The organism is Anaerovorax odorimutans, from assembly GCF_024459955.1.
In the GTDB taxonomy this organism is placed as follows: domain Bacteria; phylum Bacillota; class Clostridia; order Peptostreptococcales; family Anaerovoracaceae; genus Hominibacterium; species Hominibacterium odorimutans_A.
The window spans coordinates 137,059-150,914 of sequence record NZ_JANFXK010000005.1; the positions used below are offsets into that span (position 1 = coordinate 137,059).

13 protein-coding genes are annotated in these 13,856 nt (G+C 48.3%); 4 read left to right on the forward strand and 9 right to left on the reverse strand.

The window, feature by feature from the left end:
• The first annotated feature begins 26 nt into the window (after positions 1–26).
• Both NE619_RS06285 and NE619_RS06290 read left to right on the forward strand, forming a co-directional pair.
• Complete coding sequence (locus NE619_RS06285) at positions 27–731, forward strand: response regulator transcription factor (RefSeq protein ID WP_256131530.1); 705 nt, start codon at positions 27–29, stop codon at positions 729–731.
• The gene (locus NE619_RS06290) at positions 700–2,178 is read left to right on the forward strand and encodes a HAMP domain-containing sensor histidine kinase (protein WP_256131531.1); all 1,479 of its coding nucleotides are present in this window, start codon (positions 700–702) and stop codon (positions 2,176–2,178) included. The genes NE619_RS06285 and NE619_RS06290 overlap by 32 nt, the downstream gene beginning before the upstream one ends.
• Before the next feature lie 550 nt (positions 2,179–2,728).
• Here NE619_RS06290 and NE619_RS06295 read toward each other — a convergent pair.
• The 4 genes from NE619_RS06295 to NE619_RS06310 form a co-directional block, all read right to left on the reverse strand.
• Entirely contained in the window at positions 2,729–3,031 is a 303-nt protein-coding gene (locus NE619_RS06295; RefSeq protein WP_256131532.1) for a YunC family protein, read from the reverse strand.
• A 224-nt stretch (positions 3,032–3,255) separates the two neighbouring features.
• On the reverse strand, positions 3,256–4,758 hold the full coding sequence (locus tag NE619_RS06300; protein WP_256131533.1) for an NAD(P)/FAD-dependent oxidoreductase: 1,503 nt from the start codon (positions 4,756–4,758) through the stop codon (positions 3,256–3,258).
• Between the two features lie 226 nt (positions 4,759–4,984).
• Complete coding sequence (locus tag NE619_RS06305) at positions 4,985–6,970, reverse strand: FAD-dependent oxidoreductase (protein WP_256131534.1); 1,986 nt, start codon at positions 6,968–6,970, stop codon at positions 4,985–4,987.
• A gap of 333 nt (positions 6,971–7,303) precedes the next feature.
• Positions 7,304–8,491 carry an aminoacetone oxidase family FAD-binding enzyme gene (locus tag NE619_RS06310; RefSeq protein ID WP_256131535.1) on the reverse strand — a complete coding sequence of 396 codons (1,188 nt, stop codon included), beginning with the start codon at positions 8,489–8,491 and terminating at the stop codon, positions 7,304–7,306.
• 142 nt (positions 8,492–8,633) lie between these two features.
• Here NE619_RS06310 and NE619_RS06315 point away from each other — a divergent pair, with 142 nt between their 5' ends.
• On the forward strand, positions 8,634–9,485 hold the full coding sequence (locus tag NE619_RS06315; RefSeq protein WP_256131536.1) for a metallophosphoesterase: 852 nt from the start codon (positions 8,634–8,636) through the stop codon (positions 9,483–9,485).
• Between the two features lie 66 nt (positions 9,486–9,551).
• Here NE619_RS06315 and NE619_RS06320 read toward each other — a convergent pair whose 3' ends face one another.
• The 4 genes from NE619_RS06320 to NE619_RS06335 form a co-directional block, all read right to left on the reverse strand.
• Positions 9,552–10,475, reverse strand: coding sequence for an HdeD family acid-resistance protein (locus NE619_RS06320; protein WP_256131537.1), 924 nt, complete (start codon positions 10,473–10,475; stop codon positions 9,552–9,554).
• Positions 10,476–10,501: 26 nt separating this feature from the next.
• On the reverse strand, positions 10,502–10,876 hold the full coding sequence (locus NE619_RS06325) for a universal stress protein UspA (protein WP_256131538.1): 375 nt from the start codon (positions 10,874–10,876) through the stop codon (positions 10,502–10,504).
• 24 nt (positions 10,877–10,900) lie between these two features.
• Positions 10,901–11,059 (reverse strand): hypothetical protein, encoded by a 159-nt coding sequence (locus NE619_RS06330; protein ID WP_256131539.1) that lies wholly within the window; start codon positions 11,057–11,059, stop codon positions 10,901–10,903.
• A gap of 143 nt (positions 11,060–11,202) precedes the next feature.
• Positions 11,203–11,781, reverse strand: a complete 579-nt coding sequence (locus NE619_RS06335; protein WP_256131540.1) for a CD3072 family TudS-related putative desulfidase — start codon at positions 11,779–11,781, stop codon at positions 11,203–11,205.
• Between the two features lie 178 nt (positions 11,782–11,959).
• Here NE619_RS06335 and dinB point away from each other — a divergent pair, with 178 nt between their 5' ends.
• Positions 11,960–13,180, forward strand: coding sequence for a DNA polymerase IV (gene dinB, locus NE619_RS06340; RefSeq protein WP_256131541.1), 1,221 nt, complete (start codon positions 11,960–11,962; stop codon positions 13,178–13,180).
• Between the two features lie 74 nt (positions 13,181–13,254).
• Here the strand turns inward: dinB and NE619_RS06345 are convergent, their stop codons facing one another.
• Complete coding sequence (locus NE619_RS06345; protein WP_256131542.1) at positions 13,255–13,674, reverse strand: YjdF family protein; 420 nt, start codon at positions 13,672–13,674, stop codon at positions 13,255–13,257.
• Positions 13,675–13,856 lie beyond the last annotated feature (182 nt).

A 13,856-nucleotide genomic window follows, 5' to 3' on the forward strand; every position in this document is an offset into this window, starting at 1 on the left:
GGCACGATGGTTATGGAGGGATTGTAATGACCAGGTTATTAATTGTCGATGACAATGAACAGATCACGGACGTACTTACACTATACGCAGAAAAAGAAGGCTTTGAGACTGTGGCGGTTTCCTGCGGCGAAGACGCGCTCTCCGCTTTTCGGGCCAATACCTTTGATTTGATTCTTTTGGATCTGATGATCCCCGGTATAGACGGGCTGGATGTCTGCCGCCAGATACGCAAGGTTTCCGACATTCCCATTATCATGGTGACTGCCCGCAGCGAGGACTATGAGCGGATCATGGGTCTTGAGATCGGCGCGGACGATTATATTGTAAAACCCTTTTCGCCCGGCGAGGTTATGGCCAGGGTGAAGGCTGTTCTGAGGCGGATCAGCAAATCGGAGGCTTCGGGTGCGCCGCTGGTCATTTTCACGCTCAATCTGATGATTGACCTGGATGCCTATCTGGTAAAGATCAATGGACAGACTGTGCCTCTTACAAAGCGCGAATGTGAAATTCTCTGGCTCCTCTGCGGAAATCCCGATAAGGTTTTTACCCGCACAGAACTTCTCAACCGCCTCTGGGGCTACGATTATTACGGAGACACCCGCACAGTGGATTCTCACGTGAAACGGCTGCGCAGCAAAATTTCCCGCTTTGAGCATCCTCTATGGGATATAAAAACAATTTGGGGAGTAGGTTACAAATTTGAAAAAAATATTAAAGATAAGAAGGATTGATTCACTGTTCAGGAAGATCGCATTCTGGCAATGCGCGGCGCTGTTTCTCTTCGCTGTGATTACCGGCGCGCTCTTTGCGTTCAGTTATTCCAAATATACTTATGAACGTCATCTGAGCCAGTTGGCCGGATCCATTGCGGAGGCGGTCAGCAATCATGTGGAAGATACGGGAAAGCCGGTGGGTTCTCAGGACCCATCTGAAATTCGTACTTATACGGATATCATTAGCGGCACTTCCAATATGGCGGATATCTCTGTCTGGATCATCACCAAGGATAAGGAACTGATCAGCTACAATCGAAAAACCGGCAGGCTGGAATTCGATCAGCTGCCGACTCGCTATACGGATATGCTGCATTACTTGCTGCAGGGAAATTCCGTTCATAATGATACCTATCGGAAGGTTTGGAACCGCGACATGTTCGGGGTGGGCACGCCCATTTTGGACAGCGGCGGGTTTGTCATCGGCGTAGTGTTGGTCCAGACTTCTCATGACGTAGTATTGGATGCCATGAAAACTTCTATGACCAATCTCGCTTTCAGTCTCCTGATTGCCATGCTCGTTACTCTGTGCATCGCTATTATTATCTTTCGTATTATCACAAAGCCCCTGGAAAAAATACAAAAAAGCGCCTTCCAGCTTCAGGAAGGCAACTATGAGGTGCGTACAAACGTCCGGCAGGATGATGAGCTGGGAAGGCTGGCAGAATCGGTGGATGAGCTGGCCATACGACTCTCCGAGGCCAGAGCGGAACGCGATAATCTGGATAAAATGCGGCAAACTTTTATTTCGAATATTTCTCATGAATTGCGTACGCCCGTTACTACTATACGGGCATCGCTGGAAGCGCTTTGTGAAGGTCTGGTAACGGACCCGCAGAAAGTACGCCAATATCATCAGGCCATGCTCAAGGACAGCATCCAGCTGCACCGCCTGATCCATGATCTTTTGGATCTTTCCAGCCTCCAGTCCGCCGAATTCAACATGAATCAATCGGATCTGAACCCCTACGAGCTGATACAGGACGCTCTCTCCGGAATCCGCCCTCTGGCGGAGAAAAAGAATATCACGCTTCGCCTGGACTGCCTGTGCGAAACTTGCTCTCATTGTTCTGTCAAAGGCGACTATGGCCGCCTGCGGCAACTTTTTACCATCCTTTTGGACAATGCGGTCAAATTCACTCCCGCCGGAAAAACGGTCACCGTCTCCGCGGAATATTCGGACCATTTTGTATGCCGGGTCGTGGACCAGGGATGCGGCATACCTGCCGAGGATCTGCCCAATATTTTCAGTCAGTTTTACAGAGGCAGGTCCAGTGCTGACAAAGAAGGATGCGGCCTGGGTCTTGCCATCGCGGCGCAGATCGCCGCTCATCATGATATTGATATTCATGCGGAGAGCTGGCTGGGCGAAGGAACGTGTTTTACCCTGGTTTTTAAAGATTAATCGAGCAAATAAAAAATGACAGTTTTGTAGATAGAGGGGGCCTGTGCAAACAAGCTTCAGTTGTACGGATCCCCTCTATGCACCCCTTGCGGGATGCGACATGTCAGAAGATTGTGTGCGCTACTTTAACTTTATTTCAATCCACGCACCCCTTGCGGGATGCGACAAATTTGTTTGGGACAAGCGGAGGAGACAACGGAATTTCAATCCACGCACCCCTTGCGGGATGCGACGAAACGCCTTTTTCACGTTGTCCAGCAGGTCGATATTTCAATCCACGCACCCCTTGCGGGATGCGACTTTAATGCTCAGGCTTGCGGTTTTTTCCGTATGATTTCAATCCACGCACCCCTTGCGGGATGCGACAGCAAAATAGTACAAAACATCACAGACAGCTCATACGATTTTGCTTTTCTCAAATAAAACTTAGCACATTCTGTTTAAATTGTTTCCCACATTAAACAATTCTCAGCCATTTAAAGGTGCGAAGGACCTGGAGAATTTATGTTCGCTTACCTTTCGCACCAGCAACCCATAGTCAGGGCTTCTTCTACCCATTCAATTTCATCGCAGCCTCCGCGCCGCTCATCCCCACCGCGACACCCATTTTTTCACCTTCAGGGGTCACCGCTTTCACTGGGTTTGCCAAAACTTCATCAAAATTGCTTCCGCCCACAACAGCAGCCGCGTCTCCAAATTTCTCGGCCGCGGCCTGATTCAGATAACCACACATAATATAACCTTTTTTACATAAAAGAACCAGCATATTAGGATGCCCTTCGCCGCCCGGGGCCTTTATGCAAATTCCTTGTATTGTCTGACCATTAACATCTAACATTTCAACCTGTATCATAATTTCAATCCTTCCTTTCAATCCTATATCTGCAATAATTTTTCATATATTTGTTATTATAACACACGGTACCTTGTGCGTTTCCGGGAATTCAAAATTTCTATCCCAGCCAGTTGCGTAAATAGAACGCCCCCGATCCGCAGAGTTAAATGCAGGCCGGGAAACCAGAGCCTGCATTTCAGAAAAAGTTATCGCCGGGCACTGCCACCCCTACCCATTCTTCATTACTTCTCAGCAGGCGGACTGCATCTGCGGATGATTTCTTCCGCAACCTTTATTCCGTCCACTGCCGCCGATGTGATTCCTCCTGCATATCCAGCGCCTTCGCCTGCTGGATAGAGTCCTTCTATATCCGATTCCAGGGCCTCTCCTCTCAAAATCCGAACCGGCGATGAACTGCGGCTTTCTACCGCAGTCATTTTTACGCTCGGGTCATCAAAACCTCGCAGCTTTTTTCCTAAATACGGCATAGCCTCTTTTATGGACTCCACTGCGAAGTCAGGAAGAGAAGCGGCTACCGGATCCCCCTTTTCAGCAAATTGCTTCCATGTCGTTCTTGGAGGGTTACCATTTTCAAAAGCCATTTTTTCATATTTCTCCTGGAATTCCACACCTGCCAGCACATCTTCCGAAGAAAAATCAGAAGTACGCACATCCACCAAAAGACCGCTGTTGGCGTACTGTCCGGCACGGGCGCTGTAGCTCATGCCATTGGTCACGGTCAAACCTTTTTGAGAAGCTGCCATAATCACTTCTCCGCCCGGGCACATGCAGAAGGTATAGACACCTCTGCCGTTTTCAGAGTGATGACTCAGCTTGTAATCGGCGGGACCGAGAATTTCCGCTAAAGCCGGATCTCCATACTGTGCCCGGTCGATCCACTCCTGCGGGTGTTCGATTCTCACGCCGATGGAAAAGGGCTTCTGTTCCATGGGAACCCGGCGGTCCCTGAGCATACGAAACGTATCCCGCGAGCTGTGCCCCAGTGCCAGAACCAGATGATCTGTCCCCAGCTGCTCCGCGCCGTTGATGACAACACCTTTTAATTTGCCATCCGATATAACCAGATCCGTAACCCTGCTTTCAAAACGGATTTCACCGCCCTTAGCCTGGATTTCTTTCCTCAAGTTAACAACCACGCGGCGAAGCACATCCGTGCCAATATGAGGTTTCTGTTTATAGAGAATCTCCGGGTTCGCTCCGGCCTGCACAAAAGTTTCCAGCACCTTTGCAATCCGGGGATCTTTGATTCCGGTGGTCAGCTTCCCGTCAGAAAATGTTCCCGCGCCGCCTTCACCAAACTGCACGTTGGAGACTTCGTCCAGTTCTCCGGTTTTCCAGAAATGCTCCACATCCCGGACGCGCTGCTCCATAGCCCGCCCCCGCTCCAGTACGATAGGCCGATATCCCATATCCGCCAGAATCAGCGCCGCAAAGATTCCGCAGGGGCCAAAACCAACGATTACCGGACGGCCGTTCATCGGAGCGCTGCCCGGATTCACATTTTTATAGCTCAGATCAGGAGCCTGCGGCAGTTTTAAGGTTTTATCACAGGAAAAATCCACGGTGTAAACTACCCGAATTTGCTTTTTATCCCTGGCGTCGATGGACTCTCTTCTTATAATCCAGTCTTTCACCAAGGCCCCTGTTTTCTTTTTTATCTTCTGCGGGATATGATTTTTATCTTCACCCGGCTGTAATTTTATCTGGTGTATTCTATAGTACATTTGTCATTATCCTCCCGCTTTTGCATTGTTAGTTTGGCTCAGTAACGCTATTATATCGCACACGCCTTTCCTGAACAAGTCTTATAAAGTATGGCTGCACACCCTTTTGCTTTCCGATTGCTTCATAGTTTTGTATTCATTCACCGTGCTTCATCTTCTCATTTAAAAGAGGCGGGAAGAATCACGCTATGTCATTCTTCCCGCCCCGCTTCAAATAAACTGATTACTAAATATTCCTGGCCAATTCGTAAGCATCCCATATCGCATACATAATGTTATGTACCCGCTGTGAATCTCCAATATTGTAAACCGGAATTTCCAGATCCTTAAGCTCGCTATAGAGCTGATCGTCCGAATCATATCCCACCGACAGAATGATCGTTTCTGATGGCAGCTCTATGGTTTCATCATCCTTTTTGACTATCGTCACGGCATCGCCGGTCTCAACGATCTGCGCGTTCGTATAAATTCCGATCTTATGATATTTGAGAAGATCATAGAGCATGAATTCATTCATATGAGGCAGCGCGCCATGACCTCCCAGCAATTCCGGAAGGACTTCCACAACGTTGACCTCTTTTCCCTGCTGGGCCAGCCAGAGGGCCGTCTCGCATCCCACCAAACCGCCTCCAACCATAAGAACCTTGTCGCTGCAGGAGACCTTATCTAAGAGTACCTCTTCCGCAGTTACCGTTTTTCCACTGCCTGGCAGGTTGATCTTCTTGGCCTTGGAACCGGTAGCTACTACGATAACATCCGCCTCGTATTGCGCCGCCGAGTCTGCTGTCACAACCGTATTATACCTCACATCCACGCCCAGCAGCTCCATCTGCCGCTTATAATAAGCGATCAGTTTGTGGTCGTTCCGTTTAAAATGCGGTACGCCGCCGGGGATCAGATTTCCTCCAAGGGCGTCGCTCTTTTCACAGAGAATCACTTTATGTCCGGCGATCGATGCGGTTCTGGCAACTTCAAGGCCGGCCACGCCCCCTCCGATAACCAGAATCGTCTTCTTCACAGCTGCCGGAACGATTCCATAAATCGTTTCCCTGCCGCACGCAGGATTTACGGCGCAGCTGACCGGTCCATTGCCAATTCTGCCCAGACATCCTTCATGACATCCCAGGCAAGGCCTTACCTCATCCAATCTTCCAGTGCGCATTTTTTCCACGTATTCCGCGTCGCACAAAAGCTGCCTGCCGTAGCTGACAATATCGCAGCTCTTGCCCAGAGCCTCCACGGCCATCTGCGGATTTTCCATTTTCCCCGCAAGTATAATCGGCACATCCACGGCCTTTTTCAGTATCTCACCAAACTCTCTGTAGCAGCCATCCTCAAAATACATAGGCGGATGGTTCCAGTACCAGGAGTCATAGGTTCCGGCGTCCACATTGAGCGCGTCGTATCCTGCCGCCACCAGAATTTTTGCCGCTTCAATACCTTCTTCAATATCCTTGCCGGCTTCCTCATACTCTTCTCCCGGAAGTCCGCCCTGCCGCAGGCCTTTCATGCAGCTTTTCAGACTGTAACGCAGGCTGACCGGAAAATCTTTGCCGCAGGCTTTCTTGATACCCTGCACGATCATCGTCGATACCCGCAGCCTGTTTTCCAGGCTGCCGCCGAATTCATCCTCACGATGATTGTACAAAGAGATCGCGAACTGATCCAGCAAATAACCTTCGTGAACCGCATGGACTTCCACTCCGTCGAATCCCGATCGCTTGGCAACCACTGCGGACATGACAAATTTCTGGATCAGGTTCATAATTTCTTCTTTTGTCATTTCCCTGTGGGTCACGCTTGGATCAAACCGATTGCCCTGTTCGGACGGTGCGATCTGCTTTGTGGTAAACCCAGGAAGCGCGCTCCTTCCAAGGCCGCCGGTCAGCTGCAGGAAAATTTTTGCGCCGTACGCATGAACCCGTTCATTCATCTGATAGGCATTGTGTACGAACTTCAGTGGCTCTACTGTCGGACAGGGAATTCCGGCCGTACTCATGCCCTCGATGTTGACATCGACGCTGCAGATACCGGTAATGATCAGACCTACTCCGTGCCTCGCGCGTTCTACATAATAGTCCTGAAGCCGCTGATCAAAAGCGCCGAAGGCATCAGCGTACCCCACCGGGCCCATGGGGGCCATAGAAGTTTTGTTCTTTAGTTTCAGCTTACCGATTTGCGCCTGTTGGAACAATTCTTTGTACTGAGTCATATGCATCTTCCTTTCCATTTAAAAATTACGTTAATTCACCCTTGTTTCTTTTTATGAAATTTTCTCAGACATAAGGTTTTCCTGTTTTGTATTATGCGTCTTGTCTTAGCAATTTCATAAATCATCCTTCTTTAACAATACCACGTTTTGATATTTTATTCAATTTTTAATATTCCGAATTTTGTCCACATTTCAGTTTATCCGAAAGCAGTATTCAGGCTTTGCCGAGAACATAAAAAAGACCCCTGACAGAGTGAACTCCCCTGCCCTGAGTCTTCTTAGTCCTTCCCATCATTTAGATATCTGATTTTCCTTTTTTCCGGGTTTGACCTTTTACAGGCTGGCCGCCATTGCCTTTCCTGCTTTTATTCCCGTTTCCCATGCGTTTTGCAGATTGAATCCCCCGCAGGGGCCGTCGTAATCGATGATTTCTCCCGCAAAATAAAACCCCGGAGCCAGACGGGATTCCATAGTCCGCTCATCAATCTCAGACAGCTCCACTCCGCCGGAGGTACACTGCGCCGTTTTCCATCCCTTTACCCCCGAAAGGGTCAGCTTCCATCCTTTCAAAAGCCCCGCCAGTATCCGAAGCTTTTCCTCCGTCACCTGTGCCGCCTGAACATCGCCGTTGATCTGTGCCGCAGAAAGCAGTCTCTCCGCCAAAATCGATGGAAGGATAGAAAGCAGGAGCTCTTTTGCTTTCAGGCCGGGAATTCCGCAGCGTTCATCCAGAAAAGCTTCCACCTGCCTCAGATCCATATGGGGCAGAAAGTCCAACCGGATTCCATACCTGCCGATTCCTTCCGAAAAAGCTTCGCCCGGTTCAAATTTAACAAACCTGCTTAAATCAAAAACACAGATGCCGGATAACCCTTCGGCTGTAAACTGGACCTCTCCTTCTTCCTGCGAGATCAGGGTTTCATCCTTCCATAATCCCACCGATGCTTTCATACGAATCCCCTTCAGCAGCCGGAAGTCCTCTTTCACATCCAGGGCCGTAAGAACCGGCGAAAGTCTGGTTATTGTATGTCCCATCTGTTTGGCCAGGGTATATCCGTCCCCCGAGGTACCAAACTGCGGCGCTGCCTTCCCCCCTGCCGCCAGCAGCACGCGCTTTGCGGAAAGTTCTTCTCCGCCGCCGAAAGCAATCTGAAAACCGCCGGGCACCCTGGAAATACGCTCTGCCGTACAACCGGTTCTGGTCCTGATACCAAGTGCTTTCATCTGCCGGATCATCCCATAGACCACATCTCTCGCCTGCTGAGAATAGGGATAAATTCTTCCCTGCTCATCGGTTCTGGTAACGATTCCCATGGACGAAAAAAACTCCAATGTCTGCCTCACATTGGGGCAGCCCGCATTGGTCAGATTGCACTTTCCGTTACCTGTGGCAGCCAGTTTTTTCCCCAGAGCATCCTTTTTTTCCAAAACGCAGATGGAAAGCCCGGGGTTTTCCGAAGCCGCGGTAATCGCAGCTGCCATGGCCGAAGCTCCGCCTCCGATTATACAGATATCCCACATACATCCTCCTTATAAATTCACAAAATGTTAATGAATTATACCATAGAATTTAAGCTTTTACCACCTGCGGCGCATTGAATCGGGACATAATAAGTGGTATTATAATAGAGCGATTTTAGAAAGACAGAAATGGGGTTTTGAAATGCTGAGAGCGATTGGAAAGCTTTTTAAATGGATATTTATTTTAGCTTTTATTGTTGTACTTATCGGTGTTCTCTGCGTAGGCTACGCGCACTTTATCGAACCAAACCGGCTGACGGTTACAGAAACGCAGGACACCAGTTATTCTATGAAAGAGCCTATCACAGTGGCCGTGTTCGCAGACACGCACTTTGGTTTTCAATACGATACGGATATGTTTCAGAAAGTAGTTGACAAAGTCAATGAAAATCCTCCGGACATCCTGCTTTTCGCCGGTGACCTGATCGATAACCTGAGCCAGTATAACAAGGATACTTCCGAGATTTCGGAAAAACTTTCTATGATGAAAGCCAATATGGGCAAATATGCTGTCTTCGGCAACCACGATTACGGCGGCGGCGCGGAGTACAAATACGAAAGCATCATGAAAAAGGGCGGGTTCAAAGTTCTTGTCAATGAAACTGTTACCTTCCGCAAAAACAATCTGCGGCTGATTGGAATCGACGACCTTCTCATCGGATACGGTGATCCTTCCGTTGTCAATAAAGCGGATTCTTCCATGTACAATCTGGTATTATGCCACGAACCGGATATCGTCGAAAAGATATTGGATTCCAACACGGATTACATGGTTGCGGGCCACACCCACGGTGGACAGATCCGGGTGCCCTTTTACACAGAAAAGTTTCTCCCTTCATACGGCGAGAAATACGTCAAGGGAAGCTATGAACTGAACAATAACAATAAAACGGTTCTCTATGTTAACTCCGGCCTCGGAACGACTAAGATACCGGCCAGATTCATGGCCGTTCCGGAGCTGACTTACATCACCATCTCACCGCACAATTCCTGAGAATTATCTATAGAAAAAGCCTGTATCGCAAATTTCGGCGGTACAGGCTTTTATGTATAATCCTTTTTATTTCTGGTCTTTAAAAATATTTGAAAAATCGGGTTTGTCATCGTCTTTGACGTCTGCGTTATTTTGAATAGAGGCGGCTTTTTGAAGCGCTGCTGCGATCTGAGCTTCTTCGGCCCTCCTGATTGCCGCTGCGATTCTATCCTCTTCCTCCTGCTGTTCATCGGCCGCTGAAACAGGATTTTCCTCCGGCTCCGCTTTAACAGTCGGCGCAGCCTCTGGTTCGACAGGCATCTGCGGTTCCTCTTTTATCTCCTGCGTCTGAGAAACGGCGGCTGTTTCCTGCGGCATCTGCACAGGCTGGACAGGCTGAATCACCGGTTCCTCCTCTGCTGCTTCCTTCTGCAATTGTTTTTGTCCTTTTTTATGTTTCTTTTCTTTCTTTGCCTTTGGTTTTTTTACCTTTTTTTCATGAGGCATATGAATGCCCAGCTCTAGGGTACTGATTCCCTGCAATACAAAGAGAATTCCCAGGAGCACCGCAATGGCAAGCCCTGCGATGATCGGATCCAGAAAAGCGTAGATGCCTCCCAGCACGCACAGGACTCCGGTAATCAGCGTCCAGGCAAAATTCAGTTTTTTGTTTGCCCGGTCGATCATTGTTGCCGTTACTACTCTCAGCACGCCGGAAAACATGACCCACATTCCGAACACCATCGGAATGGCCACATCTGCCGCAATCTGGTTGCTCAGCACCAGAATACCCAAAATAAAGGTTATGATGGCTTCTGTCAGAATCCATCCGTTATTGTCGTTCTGCCCGCTTCTTCCCCAACAGTAAGCGATCCCCTGTATGATGCTGTTGATCACCATGATCAATCCCAGCACAAAAGCCAGCGACAAAAAGGTCTCTCCAGGGTTGGCAAAACAAAATACTCCCGTCAAAACCAACAGTACGCCGCTTATAATCGTCAATACTCTCAAACTTATGTCCTCCCTTGTTGCCTGTTTCACGGAACGATTGTCAGTTCCGCCTGATTACTGATTTTTTCCCCAAATCTTGTAATGAGGTTTGCTTCATTTTTCACTTGGCCGGACTGCCCTAAGACCACATTGGTGATCTCATTCTTCTTCACCAGATCCACCAGTGTCTCTAAAATATTGTTGGAACGCACCACGGTCAGATTCGCACCGTATTCAATAGCTTTTCCATACAAATAGTCCAGGGCCTCTCCTTCTTCGGAACTTCCCAAAATCTTAAAATCTTTCGGCGCAACATGAATAATGAACAGTTCACCGTCCTGTCCATCCAAAACCTCGTGGCCATAGCGAATCAGCCGGTCACAGGTCTTCTGCTGCGTAACACACACCATTACGTTTTTCATAGTATCCCCTTATCGTAACCCCATCTACCACAATTCGTCGAATTCACTGGTAGTCTTATCCACGTGTCTTACTCGTTTCTCCTTTTTTTCTTTGGGCACGACATCGAATACTTTAACGATTCCGTAAATCAGTATAAACCCTATGAATATAATTCTCAGCACCTTATTGATCTTCTTTAGCATCTCATCAACCCTTTCTCATTCAAACGTTCTTGATTCCCGGCCCTTCTTACAAGACCGGACAAGCTGTCAAAACTATTTAATTATTATATCATAAATAGGGGTAATCCATCTACCCCTATCCTTTTCTTTCACGAAAAAACCATCTATTCGCAGATCCTCTTGATAAAGGCTTCAAAATCAGTGAGAATCTGTTTCATGTCCACGGATTCATCATCCAGAGCAAGCCCGTAAAACGGCGGCATTTTCAAACCGCACTCCCGGATGGCTTCTTTCAACTCTTCAATGTACACGCCCGATCCCTCGATGATCGCATCGTTATACTCGAGATCCACCGGACTGGCGCCCCATCTTTCATCCCAGCTGGTTATATCCACTCCGCAGGTGGGAGAACCGTCGCAGCTCAATACGCCCACCGTTTCATAGCCGGCCCGTTCGTATTCTTCCATATAAGTCACTGCCTGCTCCGCCAACTCCCTGCAGAAACTGCGGAAGCCGTGATTGTCGTAAAGGTTCTTAGTGGCCCACCATCTTTTGATGCCCAGATAGAGAGTTTCCGGGCACTGCATCTGATTGATTCCCAGATCATACTTATGTAAAGTATCAAATACTTCCTTGCACATCCCCGGGTATCTTGCCAGACCCTGAACCTTGTTATTAGTATTCAGCAGGCAGCTTGATACGAAAATAATTTTTTTACTCCTTGCGTCTTCTTTTCGATCCATTTTAAAATCCCCCCTGTCATTATTATTTGATTTTTCTGACTTTCTGTTTTACAGTATACCATATTTCTCACCCCACCGACATTGCCGCGGGAAAAAAGCAGCGAATTTTTCCCGTTAAAATTCAAATCTTTGCCTGATTCCCATGGCTACCGGCAGGAAAATCAGCTATAATAAAGGCATGGACAGAACAATACTTCATTGCGACATGGACGGATTTTACGCATCCGTCGAATTATTAGATCATCCTGAACTGAAAGACAGCCCGGTAGCGGTCTGCGGGAACCCGGAGAACCGTCACGGTATTATATTGGCCAAAAACGCCCGGGCAAAGAAATATGGCATTACCACCGCGGAAACCGTATGGCAGGCAAAGAAAAAATGTCCGGATCTGCGGCTTTTGCCGCCCCATCATTATAAATACAAGGAATTCAGTCTCAAGATCAACGATATCTATCAGCGGTTCACCGATATGGTGGAACCTTTCAGCATTGACGAATCCTGGCTGGATGTCTCGGCCTCTCTGAAACTCTTTGGTACGGGAAAGGAAATCGCCGATATGCTGCGGGAAACCGTTAAAACCGAGCTGGGCCTGACTCTCTCCGTTGGAGTTTCCTTCAACAAAATTTTTGCCAAAATGGGCAGTGACTACAACAAACCTGACGGCACTACCGTCATCAGCTGCGATAATTATAAAGATATCCTCTGGCCCATGAATGTGCGAAAGATGTTTTTTGTCGGAGAAGCTACTGCTGATAAGCTGAACAAGACCGGCATCAAGACCATCGGCGATCTGGCCCGTTCGGACCGGACTTTGCTGACCGCGCTCCTGGGGAAGCAGGGCGGAATGCTGTATGAATATGCCAATGGCCTGGACAGCAGCCCGGTCTGCCGCTACAGCGAACGTGAAAAAATCAAATCCGTGGGAAACGGGACTACCTTCCGCCGCAATCTTCAAGGTATGGACGATATTAAAGTGGCGGTAACCGCCTTATCGGATACCGTCGCCAGCAGGCTGCGCAAATATCAGATGAAGGCTTTCGGGGTAAAGGTAGATATCAAAGATCCGGAATTCAAGATAATCTCAAGGCAAAAGCAGCTTTCCGCGCCGACCAATCTGGCGGAAGAAATCTGTCGGGCCGCCATTGAGATCATTTCTTCATCCTGGCGCCTGCGCGACCCCATACGTATGCTGACCATTACTGCGATCAACCTGTGCGATGAAAATGAATCTGAACAGCTTTCTCTCTTCGACCTTGCAGATAACAGCCGGGAAGAAAGCGAAAAGGTAGAACGTACAATTGACAATATCCGTGCTAAATTCGGAGATAAGGCCATCACCTTCGGTCGGGTGATTAACAACGATATCGGTATTGATATGGACGATAACCGTACGGAATAGGAATAGAGGTCCATTCATAGGCAAAGCCCGGCTCTTGAAAATAAGCCGGGCTTTTTTCCTTGCGCTTTACCGCCTTAATGACCTCTGTGTTTTTCTTTTCGTTTTTTCTGCTTCCTTTCAAACCGCTCCTGTTTGAGCCGCTGTTTCTCATCTTTATTTTCCCTCTTTGTCTCAGCTTTGCGCTGCTCCTGCTGCTGTTTTAACGCCTGCTGCGCCTTTGTACCGATTCCTGCGGGCTCCAGGCTTTTGGCAATCGCCCGGCGCATTCGCTTGGGATTAATCCGCCGTTCCGGAAATTCTTCCATGGGTATGGGCTTGCTGAAATTGAGGTCTTTCCAATTCTCCGATAAAAAGCCATACACTTCGTAATCCTTTGGCTCCGCGCCAAAAGTCACTTTACAGACCTGATATCCTTCATCGCAGATCCGCTCATACACGCCAACCCAGAAAGGCTCCTCAAAAAACACGGTAAACTTGCTCCTGATTTTTTGCATGACAAAATTCTCCTTTTTCCTTCTGAAAAAGAGAATGGACAACCTAAGGAGGCAGGTTACTGACAGGGCGCTTTCCATCCTGCATCCGGACTACCTACCGGATCGTGTTTTTATCTCTCGAAAAATATTTACTTATTTATATTATAATATAAGATGCGGGCTGCGTCGAGCATCTTTCACGA

Bases quoted from the DNA above. Each gene is read 5' to 3' on its own strand.
- NE619_RS06285 (WP_256131530.1), top strand. From the start codon at position 27: ATGACCAGGTTATTAATTGTCGATGACAATGAACAGATCACGGACGTA.
- NE619_RS06295 (WP_256131532.1), bottom strand. From the start codon at position 3,031: ATGATACAGGTTGAAATGTTAGATGTTAATGGTCAGACAATACAAGGA.
- NE619_RS06300 (WP_256131533.1), bottom strand. From the start codon at position 4,758: ATGTACTATAGAATACACCAGATAAAATTACAGCCGGGTGAAGATAAA.
- NE619_RS06305 (WP_256131534.1), bottom strand. From the start codon at position 6,970: ATGACTCAGTACAAAGAATTGTTCCAACAGGCGCAAATCGGTAAGCTG.
- NE619_RS06310 (WP_256131535.1), bottom strand. From the start codon at position 8,491: ATGTGGGATATCTGTATAATCGGAGGCGGAGCTTCGGCCATGGCAGCT.
- NE619_RS06315 (WP_256131536.1), top strand. From the start codon at position 8,634: ATGCTGAGAGCGATTGGAAAGCTTTTTAAATGGATATTTATTTTAGCT.
- NE619_RS06325 (WP_256131538.1), bottom strand. From the start codon at position 10,876: ATGAAAAACGTAATGGTGTGTGTTACGCAGCAGAAGACCTGTGACCGG.
- NE619_RS06330 (WP_256131539.1), bottom strand. From the start codon at position 11,059: ATGCTAAAGAAGATCAATAAGGTGCTGAGAATTATATTCATAGGGTTT.
- NE619_RS06335 (WP_256131540.1), bottom strand. From the start codon at position 11,781: ATGGATCGAAAAGAAGACGCAAGGAGTAAAAAAATTATTTTCGTATCA.
- dinB (WP_256131541.1), top strand. From the start codon at position 11,960: ATGGACAGAACAATACTTCATTGCGACATGGACGGATTTTACGCATCC.
- NE619_RS06345 (WP_256131542.1), bottom strand. From the start codon at position 13,674: ATGCAAAAAATCAGGAGCAAGTTTACCGTGTTTTTTGAGGAGCCTTTC.